The sequence below is a fragment of the Sphaerisporangium rubeum genome (genome assembly GCF_014207705.1).
Lineage (GTDB): Bacteria > Actinomycetota > Actinomycetes > Streptosporangiales > Streptosporangiaceae > Sphaerisporangium > Sphaerisporangium rubeum.
Genome location: NZ_JACHIU010000001.1, coordinates 1,349,179 through 1,367,878 on the forward strand (window position 1 = coordinate 1,349,179; position 18,700 = coordinate 1,367,878).

Here is an 18,700-nt window from a genome sequence, read left to right on the forward strand (position 1 = left end):
AGAGCGCAGGAATCACTTTGGTTTTACAGACGTGTGAGGTCGGGCAACCTGTCCTGTCAGAGCCTGGAAGGCATTAGCCTTGCGTTCGTGAGCCTGCGCCTATACGACACCAGCACCCGTGCGGTCCGCGAGTTCGTCCCGATCCAGCCGGGCCGGGTCTCGATCTACCTGTGCGGGGCCACTGTGCAGGCTCCGCCCCATGTCGGTCACATCCGCTCCGGCGTCAACTTCGACGTCCTGCGCCGCTGGCTGGCCCATTCCGGCTATGACGTGACATTCTGCCGCAACGTCACCGACCTCGACGACAAGATCATACGCGTCGCGGCCCAAGAAGGCGTGCCGTGGTTCGTCGTCGCCGAGCGCAACCAGCGCGCGTTCACCTGGGCCTACGACCAGCTCGGCTGCCTGCCCCCCACCGTCGAGCCCCGCGCCATGGGCCACATCCCCGAGATGATCGAGCTCATGCAGCGGCTCATCGACAAGGGCCACGCCTACGCCGCCGGTGGCGACGTCTACTTCGACGTCATGTCGTACGCCGAGCGGTACGGCAAGCTGTCCAACCAGCGTCCCGAGAACATGCGTGCCGCCGGCGACACCGACAGCGACTCGGCCAAGCACGACCCCCGCGACTTCGCGCTGTGGAAGGGTGCCAAGCCCGGCGAGCCGACCTGGCCCACCCCGTGGGGCCCCGGCCGTCCCGGCTGGCACCTCGAGTGCTCCGCCATGGCCACCAAGTACCTCGGCGAGACCTTCGACATCCACGGCGGCGGCGTCGACCTGATCTTCCCGCACCACGAGAACGAGATCGCGCAGTCCCAGGCGGCAGGCGACGGTTTCGCGCGGTACTGGCTGCACAACGGCATGCTCAAGATCGGCGCCGAGAAGATGAGCAAGTCCCTCGGCAACTCCTTGCTCATCCCCGCCATCCTCACCAAGGTCCGTCCGGTCGAGCTGCGCTACTACCTCGTCTCGGCGCACTACCGTTCGGTCATCGACTACTCCGACGAGTCCCTCACCGAAGCCGCCACCGGCTACCAGCGCATCGAGGGCTTCGTCACCCGCGCCGCCGAGGTCATCCACGACGTCGACGCCGCTGCCCCGCTGCCGCAGGCGTTCGTGGACGCCATGAACGACGACCTCGGCGTCCCCCAGGCGCTGGCCGTCATCCACGAGGTCGTGCGCGAGGGCAACGTCGCGCTGGCGGCGGGTAACAAGGAGCAGGTGGCCCGTCTCCTCGCCGAGATCCAGAACATGCTCGACGTCCTCGGCCTGGACCCCCGCTCGGCCCGCTGGCGCGAGTCCGGCGGCGACCACCGCGTCCGTGAGACCGTCGCCGCGCTCGTCCGCGTCGCTCTCGACCAGCGCCAGGCCGCGCGCGCACGCAAGGACTACGCCGCCGCCGACGCCATCCGCGACGACCTCGCCGCCGCCGGCGTCATCGTCGAGGACACCTCCTCCGGTCCTCGGTGGGAACTGGCGCACTGATCGCACCGGTAGGCTTACGACATGGCAGGTGCGGGTAAAGGCTCCGGCGGTTCCGGCGGCAGAAGAAAAGGTGCCACGCGAGGCACCGGCGGCAAGGGCCGCGGTTCGCTCGCGGGCAAAGGCGCGACACCGCCGGCCCACATGCGCCACTGGTACAAGGATCGCCAGCAAGGCTCTCCACGTACGGCCGCGCGTCCCGCCGACCAGCCCGCGCGCCGTCCCCGCAAGGACGAGAACGCTCCTGAGGTCATCGGCGGCCGCAACCCCGTGGTCGAGGCCCTGCGCGCCGAGATCCCCGCCAACGTCCTCTACGTCGCTCAGCGCGTCGACAACGACGACCGCATCCGCGACGCCATCAAGATGGCGGCCGACCGCGGCATAGCCCTCCTGGAAGTCAGCCGCGACAAGCTGGACAGACTCACCGACGGCAGCGTCCACCAAGGCATAGCCCTCCAGCTCCCTCCGTACGAGTACGCGCACCCCGACGACCTGGTCGTCCGCGCCGAGGAAGCCGCCGAGATCCCCCTGATCCTCGCTCTGGACGGCGTCACCGATCCCCGCAACCTCGGCGCCATAGCCCGCTCCGCCACCGCCTTCGCCGCACACGGCATCCTGGTCCCGGCCCGCCGCTCCGCCGGCGTGACCGCAGGCGCCTGGAAGACCAGCGCAGGCACCCTGGCCCACCTCCCCGTGGCCAAGGCCCCCAACCTCACCAGCACCCTCCGCGACTACCGCTCAAGAGGCCTCTTCGTCGTCGGCCTCGACGGCACCGCCGACACCGACATTGCCGACATAGACCTGGCCAAAGAGCCCCTGGTCCTCGTCATAGGCTCCGAAGGCAAAGGCCTTTCCCGCCTGGTCCGCGAAACCTGCGACACCATAGCCCGCATCCCCATCCAAGCAGCCGCCGAGTCCCTCAACGCCTCAGTGGCCGCCGCCATCTCCCTCTACGAAATCACCCGCCTCCGCCACTCCTAGCCCCACCTCCATGACGACCACCACCGAAGCCCACTAAACTCGATCCCACCACCCGCCGACGTAGCTCAATCGGCAGAGCAACGGTCTTGTAAACCGTAGGTCAGGGGTTCGATTCCCCTCGTCGGCTCCCACATCAAAGGCCCCTTGCGACCATCACAAGGGGCCTTTTGCCAACACTTCTGCTAACACGAGCCACGCGGCGCCGTCCTTGATCGTCGTAGCCGCCGGCTTGCCGGTCACCCTCGGTTGGTCAGGCCGTCGCAGGACCGTTCGTAGGGGAGTTGGGGGATGAGGTTCTTCCAGCCCTCAGGAGTGAGATCGGGGCCGGTGAGCCGTCCGCATATCTGCTCGGCGACGCGTCGGGGGTCGATGTTCCATACCAGTGGCGGGCCGATCCCGGTGGCGACCACGGTCCGGTTCTGTGCGTCGTAGGCCACCGCGACGATCTTGTGATCGGCGGTCAGACCGGCCAGCAGGGTCTTGTCTCGCATGTTCCAGACGCGCACGGTCTTGTCGTCGCTCGCGCTGATGAGGGTCGCACCGTCCGGTGAGTACACCAGGTCGTTGATCTGAGCGGTGTGCGCCGACAAGGTGGTGGATACCTTCCTGGTGGCGAGATCATAGAGGCGGATGAGGGTGTCGCCGCTTCCACCCGTGGCGAGCGTGCGGCCGTCGGGGCTGAAGGCGAGGGCCGGCACACCGCTGCGTTGTGAGAGCCGGTCGTCGGCCAGTGCGTTGCGGCGCGTGTCCCAGAGACGGACGATGCCGTCGAAGCTTCCGGCGGCCAGGGTCCGGCCGTCGGGACTGTAGGCCAGTGACTGGACGCCTTGTGTCAGGGCTGTCGCACGAGTTAAGGCGAGGTCGCCGCCATTGCCTTTGAGTGTCGCGCGAAGTGAGCCGTCCGCCGGGTTCCACAGGCGGACTGTGGGGTCGTAAATGGCGGATGTGGCCAGCGTGCGGCCGTCAGGACTGAAGGCGATCGCGTTCATCGCACCGTGGTGGTGGGTCGCGATGGTCTTGAGCAACTTCTGATGGGAGACGTCCCACAGGCGCACGGTGCCGTAACGGTCGGGCTCCGCACCGGACGCGACGGCCAGCAGCGTCCCGTCCCGGCTGAACGCGACGGCCATGGGGATGAGGCCCGGACCAGGAAACGTCGCGACGCGGCGGCGCGCGGGCATCGAGTAGAGGACGACGTCGGAGTACTCGGCCACCGCCAGCAGGCTCCGGGCCGGTGAGAAGGCCACGGTGACACCAGGACTGAATCGGCCGTTGAGGAAGTTGCCGCGCATGTTCCACAACTGGACGACATGGTCGGTGCCGGCGCTGGCCAGCGTCGCGCCGTCAGGGCTGAACTCGACACTGCTCACCTGGGCGATGTGGCCGGTCAGATCGGCCAGGAGCCGGTCACCCGCTGCGTGGTCCCAAATCCGCACGTGAGAGTCGTAGCCACCGGCGGCGAGGAGATTGCCGTCCGGGCTGAACGCGAGGGCGGCGACAGCCCTGCCGAGGTCGTCACCCGTGATGGTGTTCAGCCGCCTGCGCCGGGGGAGGTCCCAGAGCTGTACTCCGCCGTTCTCGGCCGGCAAGGCCAGGGTGCGGCCGTCGCGGCTGATCGCGAGCGCGGTGTTGAGTTTCGCGGTATGGCGGGTCAGTGAACGGGTGAACCGGCGGTGCCGTACGTCCCAGAGTCGCACGGCGCCGTAGGGGGACGCGATGACCAGAGTCCGCGCGTCCGGAGTGAAGGCCGCGTGGCTTCCCTCGCCGACGTGGAACGGCGCGGCGATCAGACGGCGGTGGACGACATCCCAGACGCGCAGCTTCCCCCCGCCGCTAATGCCGGCCATCAGCCTGCCGTCGCGGCTGAAGGCGCCAAAGCTGACTTGTTCTACGTCGCCTGTATTCAGCGCGGGGAGAACTCTCGGATGGTCACGATCTGTAACCTCCCACAAGCGGATCATTCCCATCATCGTCGCGGCCAAGTTCGTGCCGTCCGGACTGAACGCGACGGTCGTGATGTTCATGGACCTGCCGGGTCCTGCGAGGTTGGGGATCGTGGTGATCTGCCGATGGGTCGTGGCGTCCCACAACTTCACCTCTCCGTTACTGCTTCCTGTGGCGATCGTCTTCCCGTCCGGGCTGAAGACCGCCTTCCAGATAGGCGCGCCGTTCCTCGGGTCGAGCGTGTCGTCGAAATGCTGGTTCTGGGTGCTGAGCAGAGTGCTGATCGCCTGGACGCTGTCCGGAGCCAGGCGGTAGGCCTCCACCGCCAGTTTGTGCGAGCCAAGGGGGTTACCGGCCGCGTACTGGATGGCCACCATAGGGACGACTTGGCCGGACACCGCCGCGCGAAGCCGTTGTTCCGCGGCAGCCCTGCTCTCCTGGATCAGGACACCACCTCCGGCCGCCATCAGGATCAGGACGCTCAGCGCGGAGGCAAACCTGATCCTCCCCCTTCTCCGGTTACGTCGGCTTTGGCGGAGGAAGTCCTGCTCGAGAGGGCCGAGTTGCCGGTTGTGCCCTACGGCCCACGACTCCGCGGACTTCAGGGACACGCCACGCAACAGCAGGTGGGGGTCACGGCCCTGCTCGTGCCAGGTCGTGGCCGCAGTCGCCAGCCGTTGACGCAGGCGCAGTTCGTCGCGGTCCTCGGCTATCCACTCACGCAGGCGTGGCCAGGCGCGCAGGAGCGCCTCGTGGGATATCTCCGCACCCTTCTCCGTCACGCTGATCAGACGGGCCTCGACCAGTGCGTCCCTCGCCGCGACGACAGGGCCAGGGACGGCGCCGGCCCTCGCGAGAAGCCCCGGCAGGTCGATCTCGCGCCGGGTGTCCTCCGTCCCCTCGCCGATCTGGACGCCGGCGAGGAGGATCCTCCTGATGGCCTCGCGTCCCTCGCCGTCCAGGCTGTCGTACACTTCCTCCGCGCTCGTGGTGACCGACTGCCAGATCCCTCCCGTGGCGCGGTAGCCGGACATGGTGAGGGTCTTGCCCTCTCTGTTCTGCCAGGTGACCAGCAGTGCGTGGGAGAGCAGGGGAAGCGCGCTCAGCATCCCCTCCTCGCCGGGCCGTAGGTCGTGGAGAAGGAGGTCCACGAGTCCCGGTTCCAGTGACAGCCCGGCCTCCTCGGCGGGACCCTCGATCGCGCGGCGTACCTAAGGCCCGGTCATGGGTCCGACCGGCACGTGTCCCCCGCCGAGTGCGGTGAGCAGGCCGGGATACGCCAGGCAGTGGCCGTAGAAGTCGGCTCGGACGGCCGGTACGACCAGTGCATGGGAAGGGTCGGCTGCGCACAGCGCGGAGATGAAGGCGTTTCGCTCGGCCGGGTCCTGGCAACGGGTGAAAACCTCCTCGAACTGGTCGACGACGAGGATCAGGCGGTCCGTGGGGCGGTCCCGGTTCTTCAACGTTCTTTCGATGAGGCGGTTCACGGCATGCGGAGCGTCGGCGATCTCACCGGCCGCGTCGTCGGCCTCCTCAGTGGACATCGCCTGGACCAGCGCGGTCATGGGGCTGTCGCCGGGGGTGAGGATGAGAGGCAGCCAGCCGTCCTCGGCGCGGGACAGTGCCTGCAACAGGCCCGCCTGCAGAACTGAGGACTTTCCCGAACCTGACGGGCCGATCACGAACAGCGGACCCGTTCGCCGGGTGCCGACGGCCCGCACGAGTTCCTCGACCAGCTCCTCTCTGCCGAAGAAGAAGCGCGCGTCGTCGGAGGTGAACGCGAACGGTTTCAATCCCCGGTAGGGACAGGGGCTCTCGGCCGGAGGTTTTTTGGGTCCGATACCGGGAGGTGTGTAGGCCCGATTCTGGGTGAGGGTGATTTCCCCCGCGCGTCCGAAATGCTGAGGAAAGTGCTGCGGAAATCCGCGCCTGGGTAGTTCCCGGTCGAGATAGCGGCTGATGTCGTCCAGGCTCAGCATGCGTGGACCGAGTTCGTCGCCCTCGCGCAGGACGGTGAGCAGGCATCCGGTGTACGCGGTGTGCCGCGCACCCAGGGGAGCCAGGGCTTGTTCGTCTCGGGCGGCGGACGCGAGCAGGTGGCTGCGCCGCACCCGCATGCGGCCGAAGGCGTCGCTGATGCCGCGCACCGCCGCGCCGTTCGCCCGTCCGGCGAAGCAGCAGTCCAGGACGACGATGATCGTTTCCGCTGGGCTGGCGATGAGCGCCTCACGCACCGCGGAGTACGGCAGCGCCTTGTACATGAGCCCCGCGCTCGCCCCGTCGGTGGCGGATGTGGCGAGGTAGAGCTCACCGTCCGCGTCGAGGAGCCCGTGTCCCACGAAGGAGAACAGAAACGTGCCGCGCGCCTGCGAGGCCGCTCTGGCCAGTGTGCTTCTCAGTTCGGCCGGGCCCGCCGGATCCAAGAGTATTTCCAGGTGGCCGGGGGCGAGGCCGCAGTACTCCACCAGAGCCTGTCCCAGGTCCAGCGCCGTCGCGGCGGCAGCTTCCACGTCCGGAAGGGTGGATTGCGGGACATGGCGGCCGGTGCCGACCACGAGCGCGCGGCTTCCCGCGTGTTCCAGCGCTCGGCCGGCCCGGTCCGCTCCGGGGACGGTCGTCACCCGCGCTCCGAGGGCTCTGGCAACTCCCGGTCCTGCGTCCGGTGAGTTCCTTTGTCCCCACCCATGGTGTCTTCGAGCCGGCGCGTCAGCTCTGTGAGTTGTGCCGAGTCGAGCCTTCGGACGTTCCTGGCGGTGAGCGTGATCTCCCCGCCGTCCGGCCGGCGGACCGTGATCTCCACGTCTCCCACTCGCCGCCGCAGCCACGCCACCAGTGCGCTCGCCAGTGCGGTGGCGGCTCCCCCCTGGCCGACGGCGGCGACGAGCACCTCAAGCGTCCCAAGGCGGCCCGGGCCGGGTGGGGTCCCCTGGTTCCGTATCTGCTTGAGTAAGTCAGGGTCTTTGTTCAGCCAGCGGCGCAGAGCGTCGACGCTCTCCTCGCCTGAGACGGCGATCTGCACATCCATGACGTCCACACTACAAAGATTCTCCCTATTGGCGGCATGTACCACGAATCATTACGCACAGGAGGCCGATCTGATCTTTATTGCGGTGCCGGATGAGGGATTTCGCATTCTTTGATTGATAATTCGGCTTTGTGTGAGATTGGAGGGATTCATATTTTCAGTCCCCTGGCCGGCGGGCCCGGTTGTGTTCAGGTCGAGATGGCGAGGGTTTCCGCCGGTGTTTTCCTCATGGCCTGGTGGGTGGCGGCGAGGGTGACAGGGATGATCAGGGACGTCACCACGGCGAGGAGGCTGAGGACGGTCAGGATCGGGGTGGGGTGGAGGAGGGTGCCGGAGGTCGCGGTCGTCGTGGGGATGATCGCGGCGGCGGCCACGATCAGGCCTGCGGTGATGCCTGTGGTGGTCAGCAACAGGATTTCGGTGGTGAGGGTGGTTCGGACCTGGCGGCGGGTTGCTCCGGAGAGGCGGAGCAGGGCCAGTTCGCGGCGGCGGGTGAGGATCGAGATGCCGAGGGTGTTGACGACGGCTATCGCCGCGTAGGCGATGGTGATGGCGACCATCAGGGAGTTGACGGTTCCCTGTACGCCGGCGCCTTGGTTGAGGACGGTTTCGATGGCGGTGCGGTCGCCGACGGTCGTGCCGGGGGTGCCGGCCAGTGCCGAGAGGAGTGCTTGCCGGGTTTCTCCAGGGTTTTCGGGGTGGACGGTGATGAGCAACTGGGGGACGTGGCGAGATGAGGTGTGCGCGGCCAGAAGGCGGTGGGGGAGGAGCAGGGTTTCGTAGCCGGAGCGGTCGGCGTAGGTCGCGACCAGGCGCAGGGGTGCGGAGGCGCCGTCGCCGAAGCGGAAGGTGAGGGTGTCGCCGACTGCGAGGGCCAGGGTTTCGGCGGTCGCCTGGGGCAGCGCGATGGTGTCGCCGGTGAGGCCGGACAGGGAGCCGGTGACGACCGGGGTGGTGAGGACCTTGGTCGCTGCGTCGGCGGTCACGCCGCGGACGGGCCAGGGCCGGTCGCGGTGGGAGGGGTCGTAGGGGTGTTCGATCCAGCCGCCGCTGGTCACGAACGCGCTCGCGGCTTCGACGCCTTCGACGGTGCTTACCTGGTGGATGAGTTTCTCGTCGGCGCCACCGGGGACCTGGACGACGAGGTCCGCGCGGATGCTCGCGATCGATGCGTCTCGTTGTGCCTGGAGTTGGATCGACTGTGCGACCAGGTTGCCGGCGCCGATGCCGACGACGAGTGCGATGGAGGTGACGACGGTGGCGGTCTCGGCGGCGCGTGCGCGGGTGTTGTGGACGGCGAGGCCGGCCAGGGAGCCGGCGCGCAGGCGTGCGACCCCTCGCAGCAGGGGGAGGACGGCTCGGAGCACGGCGGGGGCGAGGAGCGCCACGGCGATGCTGCCGGTGAGTACGGCGGGTCCGCTGGTGGCGGAGGTCAGGGCCGGGCTCATCAGGCTGGTGAGGACGGCCAGGGCCACGGTGCCGAGTGCGAACAGGACGCCGAGGATCCAGCGCAGCGGGCCGACTCGGGAAGAGCCGACTCGGGAAGAGGGGAGGTCGGCTTCCCGTAGCGCGTCGATCGCTCGTGCGCGCAGGGCCGGTCGTGCCGCGACGCGTGCCGCCGTCCACGTCACCAGCAGTGTGGTGGCCGTCGCGACGGCGAACGGCAGGGGGCCGATGCTCAGGGAGAGCATGTCCGGCACGATGCCGTTGCCGGTCAGCAGGGTGAACACCAGCGTCGTCAGAGGGACGCCGAGGACCAGGCCGGTCAGCACGCCTGCGAGGCTCACGATCATCGTCTCGGCGACGATCAGCCTGCGTGCTTGTCTCCCGGTGGCGCCACTGGCGCGCAACAGGCTGATCTCCCGGCTTCGCTGACGCACGGAGAGGCTGATGAGGGCCGATACGACGGTGGCCAGCACCACCAGGACGATGCCGCCGAAGACGGCGCCGATGACGATCGTCGAGGTGCGGGAGGCGGCCACCGCGGGGTCTTCCGCTGCGCCTCGCTGGTCGCCCGTCAGCACCCGGACGCCGTCGGCCGAGGCGGCGATGCGCGCGGTGATCCGGTCGATGTCGGCGCCGGGGTCCGGCAGGACGGCGACGGCGTCGGGTCTGCCGTCTCCGCTGAGCGCGGTGGCGCGTGTGTCGGTGAAGAACAGCGTGACGGGGGAGTCCGGGTCTCCCGCGATGCCGGCGACGCGGTAGGTCGCGTCGGCCAGACGCACCGTGTCACCTGGTGCGGTTCGTAACCGCCGCGCCAGTGCGGGGGTCACCACGATCTCGTCGTCGGCGGCGGGTTTCCCGCCTTCGGTCAAGGCGAAGGGGCCGAGGGCCGCCGAGGTCCAGTTCTGGCCGGTCAGCGTGCCGGTGGGGCCTGCTACCGAGAGGAGGAAGACCGGCACACCGGCGGCCACTCCGTCGATCCTGGCTGTCGTTCCGATGACGGCCGGGTCCAGGCGGTGCCGTTCGGGGTAAGGACGGTAGTCGGTGGTGGGACGGCCGCGCTCGTCGAGCATGCGGTAGCTCGGTTCGCCGATGAGGACGATCGGCGCGGACGTCAGGCGTTTCGGCGGTGCGGCCAGCCGGATGCCGGTCTCGAACAGTGAACCCGACAGAAGAACCAGAGCGGCGCCGAGCATCGCGGCCATGAAGATCGCGCTCAGCGCGGCGAGCCGTCGCCGGACACCGCTCAGCACCAGGGGCCACATCATCGGGTTCCTCTCGCGCTCGGTACGGCGAGCTGTCGCCGTACGCCGCTCAGTGCCGGCGGCCACATGATCGGGTTCCTTTCGTGCTCGGTGTGGCGGTTTGTCGCGGTACGTCGCTCAGGGCCGGCGGCCACATCAGCGGGCTCCTGTGGCGGGTCGTGCGGCGAGGCCGACGAGGCGGTCGGCCACCTGGGTGGCCGTGGGCCGGGTCATGTGGTCGGCGATGCGGCCGTCGACCAGGAAGACGACGGTGTCGGCGAAGGAGGCGGCGACGGGGTCGTGGGTGGTCATCATGATCGTCTGGCCGGTCTCGTCGACGGCGGAGCGCAGCAGCGCGAGGATCCGGCCGGCGGTGGCGGTGTCGAGAGCGCCGGTCGGCTCGTCGGCGAACAGCACCTCCGCGCCGCCGGCCACGGCCCGTGCGATCGCCACTCGCTGTTGCTGTCCGCCGGAGAGCTCGGCCGGCAGGTGGTGTGCGCGGTCGGCGAGGCCCACTCGCTCGATGGCCTCCATGACGGCGTGCGGGTCGGGTCTGCGTCCGGCGAGGACGTATGGCAGGCCGACGTTCTGGGTGACGTTCAGGGTCGGCATCAGGTTGAAGGACTGGAACACGAACGCGGCTCGCTCGCGGCGCAGGACCGTCAGCTGGTCCTCGGTCAGTCCGTCCAACGGCCGGTCCGCCAGCACCACGCTGCCGGAGGTCGGCGCGTCCAGGCCCGCCGCGCAGTGCAGCAGGGTGCTCTTCCCGGAGCCCGACGGGCCCATCACCGCGGTGAACGTCCCCGCGGGCAGGGCCAGGCTGAGCTCGTCGAGCGCGCGGACCGCGCGGCCGGACCTGCCGTACACCTTGGTCACCTGATGGAGCTGCACAGGGGTGCGCGACCGTGGCCGGGTCGGGAAACGCGAGCTCATGACGGTACCTCTTCTGTATATGGCTCTCACTGTTCAATGGTTATACAGAAAAGTTTAGCCCATGAACAGTTAGGATGCCGTCATGCCGTCCAGCACATCCGAAGGCCCCCCGCCGGGCTCCCTGCCGAGCGGGCTGCGCCGCGCCTGGGGGATCGCCGACCCCGCTCCCGGCCGCGGTCCCAAGGCGTCGCTGAGCGTCGACGTCATCGTCGACGCGGCCGTGGCTCTCGGGGACGCCGAGGGAATCGGCGGCGTGTCCCTGACCCGGGTCGCCGGCCGGCTGGGGGTCACCCCCAATGCCCTCTACCGTTACCTCGACTCACGTGACGAGCTCCATCTCCTCGCCGCCGAGCGCGCCATCGGCACCCCCGGCCCTCTTCCGGAGTCCCCCCGCTGGCAGGACCGGACCGCCGCGTGGGCCCACGCGCTGCGCGCACGGTACGCGGAGCACCCATGGCTCGCGGACCTCGCGATCCGCCTCCCTCTCGCCCCCAACGCACTCGCCTGGTTCGAGGCGCTTCTCGACGCGCTGCGCTCGGCACCCCTCGAGCTGGCCGACAAGGTCCGCACCGCGGTCCTGCTCGACGGTTTCGTACGCGCCAGCGCCGTCGCCGCACGCGACCTCGCCACCGGCGGCGCGCCGCTGGACGAGGGTCACGCCGCCATGCCGGCCATGGGTGAGCTCCTGGCCCGGCGCGGCCTGACGCAGGTCGCCGAGGTGCTGGCGTCAGGCCTCTACCAGGAGCCGCCGGACCGGACCAACGACGCCGACTTCCGCTTCGGGCTCGACCGGATCATCGCGGGAATCGACGCGCTCGCGTCCCGGCCGTCCCACGGCACGTGAGGCGACCGCGCGCCGCGTCTGATGATCCAGGCGGTGCGACACAGGGAAGCGCCGGTGATCAGCGGTGTCGGTGCCCCCGGTCATGGCACGGGTTCCAGGGGGTGCCGGCCGCTGAGGGGCAGCAGTTCGCCGAGCTCAACGCCAACCAGTTCTCGACGCTCTACCAGGATCTGCCTACCGTGCCGGGAACCGTCATGACGTGGTCGCTGTACCACCGGGGGGTCGCGGGGACCGACACGATGCATGTGCTCATCGGGGCCCCCGGCGCGACCGTCGCGCAGACTCCGGCCGGCGCCGTCTCGCCGGACATCACCGACGGCAGCACCGCCTGGCGCCGGTACACCGGGACGTACACCGTCCCGCCGAGACAGACCACCACGCGGTTCGCCTTCCAGTCGGTGACGACCGCGGGGGGCAACCCGGCGACCGGCAACCTGCTGGACGGGGTCGTCTTCGAGACGCCGCGGTGCCCGAGCACTCCCTGATCGCCTGCTGAGCGAGCCGCGGTACGGGGGTCCCCTACCGCGGCTCCGCCGGACGAGCCGGTGTGAGGAGAGGTCGTGTGTCGTCGAGGGCCGTGGTGAGGTCCGCGTCAGGGGAGTGTCAGGTGCGCGAATACGGCGCGGTGGTCGGTCTTCGGGACGAGGTGGGTGCTGTAGTCGCGGACGGCGACCCGGGGGTCGGTGAGTATGTGGTCGAGGGTGACGCCGGGGACCGGTTTCCAGCCTTTGGCGGGCCAGGTCGGTGACAGGCCGCGGCCGGTGACGTCGGCGGCGTCCCGGTAACCGGTGGCGAGCAGGCGCCGTAGCGCGCCGTGGTCCAGGGTGGCGTTGAAGTCGCCGGCGAGGACGCGCACCGTCCCGCGGGGAGTGGCGGGGGGAAGCGCGCGCAGACCCTGCGACCAGCACGGGACCTTGTAGGCGTACCGGGGTGCGCACGGGTGCACGGACGCGATGTACACCTCGGGGCCGCCTGGCATTTTCACGACGGTCTCGGCCTGGCGGAAGTTTCCGTGCTCGATGACGGATCCGGCGGTGAGGGGGTGGCGCGCGTAGATGCCGGAACCCCACGGCCCGTTCGCGGGCCGTCCCGTCCGGTACGGCAGGAGGTCCTCCAGCCCGGCCTGCCGCAGGCCGGTCACCGCGGACGGTGTGAGTTCCTGGATCGTCAGCACGTCGGGGGTGAGCTGCCGCACGAGGCGCACGATGTCAGGCGCCGAGGCGGCGCCGACGGCGAGGTTGGCGGCCATGACGCGCAGGTCGCGTCCCGCCGCGGGGGGATTGCCGTCTGCCAGTGCTCTTGGCAGTACGCAGGCGGTGAGCACCGTCGTGACCAGCGCACTCGCCACGAGGGCCGGACGGCGGCGCAGCACGAGCGCGGTGACGGGGACGACGGCCGAGACGGCGGCGGCGAACGGGGTGAAGGCGACGAGCTGGATCCAGTACAGGCCGAGGTCCCACCCGAGGAGGCGGAGTACGGCCCACGTCGCGAACGGCAGGAGGGCCACCCACACCAGGACGGTCACCCACCGGCGGCCGTGCGCCGGTTTGTCGATCACATGGGGATTGTCCCAGGAGGCGGACGGTCGCGCGCCGGTTCGGGGACGGGGACGTCTGAGGCGTGTGGTCGTGGGGTGGGGGAGGGCTGAGCGCGCGGTGGGTCGTGGGAGAGGTGAGGCGTGTGGCCGGGGGTCGCGGAGGATTGTCCCTTGACGGGGGGTCTGGGGGGGATCGGCAGGTCAGAGGATCTTCGCACCCAGCACTTTGTTTGCAATCGGGTCTGATTTCGTGTCAACCGTCATAACTTCTTCCAAAAACACCAAAAGAAGCGTAACTTCCTCGAAAAGGATCGCCGCACAACGTCGCCGAGACGGAGTGAGCCGGGTGGCGGCTCATGTCCCTGTGGGGTTCGCGGGGATCCTCAGCAAGTGCGGAGCCGTGAAAGGACCGGATCAGGGCGACTCGTTCCACGGGGGATCACGCACCATCACCACCCATGCAAGCCGGGAGCACACGCCAATGAGTTCACACGAAGAAGACATCGAGATCGCCGGTGCGCTGCGCCGCGGGCTGGGCCTGAACCGGCGCCAGTTCCTCGCGGCCACGACCGGTGTCACCGCCGCCGCGGCCGTCGCCCTGACCGGCGGGACCGCCAGGCCCGCGCACGCGGCCCCTGGCCCGAACGGCGTTCTCATCCCGCCGCCGAGGCGCGGCATCATCCTCTACACCGTGCGGGACGCCATCTCGCGCGACCCGAACACCACGCCGCTGGCCTCCGGTTTCCGCAAGGTCTTCGAGGAGCTCGGCCGCATCGGCTACAGCCAGATCGAGTTCGCCGGGTACCGCCAGCACGCCAACGCCGAAGGCGGCGCGAACCTGGAGACCGTCGAAGGTGCCAAGCTGCTGCGGGGCTGGCTCGACGACAACGGGCTGCGCGCGCAGGGCAACCACGGCTTCATCCCGGGGTCGTGGCCGTTCACCCAGGCGGACCTCGACCGGTTCAAGCAGCACCTGGAGATGGCCAACATCCTCGGCATGGACCACATGGGGACCGGCAGCGACCCGACGAGCAGCGCCTACAAGGCCGACTGGGACGTGGCCGCCGAGAAGTGGAACGCGCTCGGCGCCATCGCGCGTGACGCCGGCATCAAGCTGTACACCCACAACCACGACGTCGCCTACAGCTTCCTGCTGGACAGCGGTCCGCTGGACGCGCAGGGCCGGCCCACCCGCTCCTCCGGGATCCGCAGGCTTGAGTACTTCCTCACGATCAGCGACCCCAAGCTCGTCCACCTGGAGATGGACATCTTCTGGGCCTACGTGGCCCAGTTCAAGCACCGCACCTACACCGCACCCGACGGCTCGACGCAGACCGACGTGTTCGACCCGCTCGCGGTGGTGCGGCCCAACACCATGCGCTTCCCGCTGTTCCACGCCAAGGACGGCAAGTCCAATCCCGCGACCGCCAACGGCTACGACATGGTGCCGTTCGGCACCGGTGACATCGACTACGCGACGTTCCTGCGCGGCGTCGGCGCCAAGGGCTCGCACAACCCGATGTACGAGCAGGACACCGCACCCGGCGGCACCGCCAACCCGGCGCAGTCGCTGCAGTTCGCCGACCTGAGCTACCAGAACATGGCCGCGCTGCGCGGCTGAGTGAAGTGGTCCAGCGGGCCGCCACGTGTTTCGTTCGCAGCGCCGCACGTGACGGCCCGCCTTTCTGCCTGAACCCCCCCATAGAAGAGGCGCAGTTGTCCAAGTTTATCCGCATTATGCTTGGTGGCGTACTCGCCGCCGCCGCGCTGGTGGCCGCGGCCCCCGCCGGCCCCGCCGCCGCTCATCCCGGGCACGACCCCGCCACCGAGTGGACGAGCTACGAGAAGATCACCCTGAGCAAGTCGGTCGGGGAGCCGATCGACCTCGCGGTGCTGCCGGACCGGCGCGTGCTGCACACCGCGCGCAGTGGTGACATCCGGCTGACCGACCCCGCCACCGGCATCACCAAGGTCATCAACACCGTGCCGGTGTACAACAACTCCGAGGACGGTCTGCAGACCATCGCGATCGACCCCGGGTTCGCCGAGAACAAGTGGGTCTACGTCTACTACGCGCCGAAGACGATGACGGCGCCGTACCCGCCGTCCACCCCCACCGGCTCGGCGCCGAACTCGCTGCCTGCCGGGGCCGACGCGTCGTACTGGGACCAGTGGAAGGGCTACAACCAGCTCTCCCGGTTCAAGTGGACCGGCGACAAGCTGGACATGTCGACCGAGCAGGTCATCATCAAGGTCGAGACCCAGCGCGGCCAGTGCTGCCACGTGGCGGGTGACCTCGACTGGGACGACGACGGCAACCTGTACCTGGCGACCGGTGACAACACCCCGGCGAGCGCGCCAGGGGCCAACGGCATGGCGCCGAACAACGACGCACCCGGCATGAACCCGGGCCTGGACACCCGCCGCGGCTCCGGCAACACCAACGACCTGCGTGGCAAGATCCTGCGCATCAAGGTGGCGGACGACGGCTCGTACACCGTGCCGGAAGGCAACCTGTTCGCCGCCGGCACCGCGAAGACCCGGCCGGAGATCTTCGTGATGGGGGTGCGCAACCCGTTCCGCATGGACGTGGACCCCGAATCCGGCACGGTCTCGTGGGCCGACTACGGCCCCGACGCCGGCGCGCCGGACCCGGCGCGCGGCCCGATGGGGTACGTCGAGTGGAACGTCACCCCGATCAGCCGGCCGATGAACAGCGGCTGGCCGTACTGCACGGGGAACAACTTCAACTACAACGACTGGGACTTCGCCGCGGTGGGGCCGCGTGAGTGGTTCGACTGCGCGGCCGGTGCGAAGAACACCTCGCGGTGGAACACCGGCCTCGCGCAGGTGCCGCCGGCGACGCCGGCTGACCTGTACTACGGCGACAACAACACCCACCAGCCCGCCGAGTGGGCCGGTCTGACCGACTTCGACCCGCAGACCGGCCAGGGCCCGATGGGTGGCCCGGTCTACCACTACGACGCGGACAACCCCTCGACCACCAAGTTCCCCGAGTACTGGGACGGCAAGTTCTTCTTCGCCGAGTTCTCCCAGGACTACCTGGCCGCGTTCACCGTGACCGGGGACGACGGGCCGGTGACCAACATCGAGCACTTCCTGCCGAACAGCGCTCTGCGCCAGATGGCCATGCCGATCACCGACAGTCCGATGGACATCGAGTTCGGCCCGGACGGGTCGCTGTACGTCCTCGACTACGGCAACGGGTTCTTCCGGGAGAACCGCGAGGCGGGCCTGTACCGCATCGACTACTCCCCCGGCGACAAGTCACCGCAGGCGAAGATCACCGCCGACCGTACGTCGAGCAGCACGGCGCCGCTCACGGTGGCGTTCAGCGGCGCGGGGTCCACCGACACCGAGCCCGGTGAGCTGAAGTACGAGTGGGACTTCGACGGCGACGGCGCCTTCGACGCCGAAGGGGTCACCGCCACGCACACCTACGACGAGCTCGGACAGTACGTGGCCCGGCTGCGGGTCACCGACGCGCAGGGCAAGTTCGGCCTGGCGACCGTCGAGATCACCGTCGGCAACACCGCGCCGAAGGTCACCCTCACCATTCCCGGCGACGGCGGCTTCATCGACTGGGGCAACGCGGTGCCGTTCAAGGTGGAGGTCACCGACGCCGAGGACGGGAACACCCCGGTGTGCTCCAGGGTGCAGTGGACGTTCGGCCTCGGCCACGACACCCACGCGCACCCGCTGACCCTCGGCACCGGATGCACCGGCGCGTGGGTCACCCCCGCCGACGCACCCGAGCACGGCGTGACCGAGAACATCTTCGGCGTCGTCGTGGTGAGCTACCGCGACAACGGCGCCAACGGCATCCCCGGCGCGTCGAGTGACACGACGCTGATCCTCAACCCCAAGGTGATGCAGGCCGAGCACGCCGACGTGCTCCAAGGGGTCACCAGGACCCAGGACGAGACGGCGTCCGCGCTCGGCAAGATCACTTCGTTCGACGCCGGTGACTTCATCGCCTACGACCCGGTGAACCTCGCCGGCATCACGGCGGTGAGGACGCAGGCCACCGGTGCCGGCACGCTCTCGCTGCGCTGGAACTCGGCGACCGCCGAGCCGTTCGCGACGGTCACGGTGCCGGCGGGTGCGGGATGGCAGACGGTGACCACGCCGCTCACCGGCGCGCCGGCGGGGAGCGGCAAGCTGTTCGTCACCTCGACCGGCGGGGTGGACGTGGACGCCTTCACCTTCGTGGGTGACGGTGTGGCGGACAAGACGCCGCCGACGGTGACCGCCGCGCTCAACCCGGCGCAACCCACCGGCGAGAACGGCTGGTACACCGGCAACGTGTCGATGACGGTCACCGCGACCGACAACGGCACTGTGGCGAGCCGGCAGTACTCGGTGAACGGCGGGACGACCTGGTCGAACGCCAACAACGCGGTCACGTTCAGCACCGAAGGCACGACCGAGGTGCTGTACCGGGCCACCGACAGCGGCGGCAACGTCTCCGCGATCGGCAAGCTGACCGTGCGCATCGACAAGACCGCGCCTGCCGTCACGGTGAGCGGGGTGGAGAGCCGTTCGTACGGCGACTCCGCGTCGATCACCCCGGTGTTCTCCGCCACCGAGGCGACCTCCGGGCCGGCGGACGTCACCGCGACCATCGGTGACCGTACCGTGGTCTCCGGCGCCGCGTTGCCGCTGTGGACGTTGCCGCTCGGCGAGCACACGCTGACCGTCACCGCGCGCGACAAGGCCGGGAACAGCACGAAGAAGACCGTCACCTTCCAGGTGACGACATCCTTCGACGACCTCGGCGCGCTGCTGGAGTCGTTCAAGGCGGCCGGTACGGTGCGGACCGGCGCGCTGGACGGACAGCTCGCCGAGGCGCGCGTCCAGGCGGACCAGGGACAGAAGGCCAAGGCGGTCAAGAAACTGGAGCAGTTCATCACCTTCGCCAAGGACAAGAAGAAGGTCACCGATCCGGCGGTCCGCGACGTGCTCGTCCGTGACGCCGAAGCACTGATCGCCGGTCTGCGAGGCTGACCGGCCGGCCGGCGCCGGTGCGAGAGGCGGGTCCGTCTCCTCCTCTCGCACCGGTCGCCGGTTCCGGCGTGCCGCAGCTGTTGAACATTTCAGGAGATCCGCGAAGAATGTGCCGAACCTCCCGGCGACCCGGGCCGTATCTCCGCTCGTAGGGGGACCGCGACACGGCGGTCCAGGGGAACGTTCACGGCCGTCGCGCGGAAAAACGACCGCGGGAATTGCGCCGGACAGGGGTTATG

11 protein-coding genes, 1 tRNA gene and 1 pseudogene are annotated in these 18,700 nt (G+C 69.3%); 7 read left to right on the plus strand and 6 right to left on the minus strand.

Annotated features, from left to right (window positions below; translation table 11 throughout):
• The first annotated feature begins 87 nt into the window (after positions 1–87).
• The 3 genes from cysS to BJ992_RS05795 all read left to right on the plus strand — a co-directional run bounded on the left by cysS (position 88) and on the right by BJ992_RS05795 (position 2,590).
• Positions 88–1,485, plus strand: a complete 1,398-nt coding sequence (gene cysS / locus BJ992_RS05785) for a cysteine--tRNA ligase (RefSeq protein ID WP_184978900.1) — start codon at positions 88–90, stop codon at positions 1,483–1,485.
• A 21-nt stretch (positions 1,486–1,506) separates the two neighbouring features.
• A complete protein-coding gene (rlmB, locus tag BJ992_RS05790) occupies positions 1,507–2,463 on the plus strand; it encodes a 23S rRNA (guanosine(2251)-2'-O)-methyltransferase RlmB (RefSeq protein ID WP_184978901.1) in 957 nt (318 codons plus the stop codon).
• A 54-nt stretch (positions 2,464–2,517) separates the two neighbouring features.
• Positions 2,518–2,590: transfer RNA gene (locus BJ992_RS05795), tRNA-Thr, on the plus strand.
• 109 nt (positions 2,591–2,699) lie between these two features.
• Here the strand turns inward: BJ992_RS05795 and BJ992_RS32580 are convergent.
• The 5 genes and pseudogenes from BJ992_RS32580 to BJ992_RS05820 form a co-directional block, all read right to left on the minus strand.
• A complete protein-coding gene (locus BJ992_RS32580) occupies positions 2,700–4,874 on the minus strand; it encodes a WD40 repeat domain-containing protein (protein ID WP_343072966.1) in 2,175 nt (724 codons plus the stop codon).
• Positions 4,875–5,048: 174 nt separating this feature from the next.
• Positions 5,049–7,028: pseudogene (locus tag BJ992_RS05805) on the minus strand (caspase, EACC1-associated type); the annotation flags it as partial.
• On the minus strand, positions 7,025–7,432 hold the full coding sequence (locus BJ992_RS05810) for an effector-associated constant component EACC1 (RefSeq protein WP_184978904.1): 408 nt from the start codon (positions 7,430–7,432) through the stop codon (positions 7,025–7,027). The pseudogene BJ992_RS05805 and the gene BJ992_RS05810, both read right to left, overlap by 4 nt.
• A 188-nt stretch (positions 7,433–7,620) precedes the next feature.
• Complete coding sequence (locus BJ992_RS05815) at positions 7,621–10,206, minus strand: FtsX-like permease family protein (protein WP_184978905.1); 2,586 nt, start codon at positions 10,204–10,206, stop codon at positions 7,621–7,623.
• A 69-nt stretch (positions 10,207–10,275) separates the two neighbouring features.
• Positions 10,276–11,052 carry an ABC transporter ATP-binding protein gene (locus BJ992_RS05820; protein ID WP_184978906.1) on the minus strand — a complete coding sequence of 259 codons (777 nt, stop codon included), beginning with the start codon at positions 11,050–11,052 and terminating at the stop codon, positions 10,276–10,278.
• An 82-nt stretch (positions 11,053–11,134) separates the two neighbouring features.
• Here BJ992_RS05820 and BJ992_RS05825 point away from each other — a divergent pair, with 82 nt between their 5' ends.
• Positions 11,135–11,896 (plus strand): TetR/AcrR family transcriptional regulator, encoded by a 762-nt coding sequence (locus tag BJ992_RS05825; RefSeq protein ID WP_184978907.1) that lies wholly within the window; start codon positions 11,135–11,137, stop codon positions 11,894–11,896.
• Between the two features lie 101 nt (positions 11,897–11,997).
• Positions 11,998–12,381, plus strand: a complete 384-nt coding sequence (locus BJ992_RS05830) for a hypothetical protein (RefSeq protein WP_184978908.1) — start codon at positions 11,998–12,000, stop codon at positions 12,379–12,381.
• A 107-nt stretch (positions 12,382–12,488) separates the two neighbouring features.
• Here the strand turns inward: BJ992_RS05830 and BJ992_RS05835 are convergent, their stop codons facing one another.
• Positions 12,489–13,454, minus strand: coding sequence for an endonuclease/exonuclease/phosphatase family protein (locus tag BJ992_RS05835; RefSeq protein ID WP_184978909.1), 966 nt, complete (start codon positions 13,452–13,454; stop codon positions 12,489–12,491).
• A 460-nt stretch (positions 13,455–13,914) separates the two neighbouring features.
• On the opposite strand from BJ992_RS05835, the gene BJ992_RS05840 reads away from it, so the two are divergent.
• Together BJ992_RS05840 and BJ992_RS05845 are read left to right on the plus strand one after the other, a co-directional pair.
• Positions 13,915–15,054 (plus strand): sugar phosphate isomerase/epimerase family protein, encoded by a 1,140-nt coding sequence (locus BJ992_RS05840; protein WP_184978910.1) that lies wholly within the window; start codon positions 13,915–13,917, stop codon positions 15,052–15,054.
• Positions 15,055–15,170: 116 nt separating this feature from the next.
• Positions 15,171–18,461: a PQQ-dependent sugar dehydrogenase gene (locus BJ992_RS05845; protein WP_184978911.1), complete on the plus strand. Its 3,291-nt coding sequence runs from the start codon at positions 15,171–15,173 to the stop codon at positions 18,459–18,461.
• The last annotated feature ends 239 nt before the right edge of the window (positions 18,462–18,700 follow it).

Coding starts and splice junctions, on each gene's coding strand:
- rlmB (WP_184978901.1), top strand. CDS start 1,507: ATGGCAGGTGCGGGTAAAGGCTCCGGCGGTTCCGGCGGCAGAAGAAAA.
- BJ992_RS32580 (WP_343072966.1), bottom strand. CDS start 4,874: ATGGCGGCCGGAGGTGGTGTCCTGATCCAGGAGAGCAGGGCTGCCGCG.
- BJ992_RS05810 (WP_184978904.1), bottom strand. CDS start 7,432: ATGGATGTGCAGATCGCCGTCTCAGGCGAGGAGAGCGTCGACGCTCTG.
- BJ992_RS05820 (WP_184978906.1), bottom strand. CDS start 11,052: ATGAGCTCGCGTTTCCCGACCCGGCCACGGTCGCGCACCCCTGTGCAG.
- BJ992_RS05825 (WP_184978907.1), top strand. CDS start 11,135: ATGCCGTCCAGCACATCCGAAGGCCCCCCGCCGGGCTCCCTGCCGAGC.
- BJ992_RS05840 (WP_184978910.1), top strand. CDS start 13,915: ATGAGTTCACACGAAGAAGACATCGAGATCGCCGGTGCGCTGCGCCGC.
- BJ992_RS05845 (WP_184978911.1), top strand. CDS start 15,171: ATGCTTGGTGGCGTACTCGCCGCCGCCGCGCTGGTGGCCGCGGCCCCC.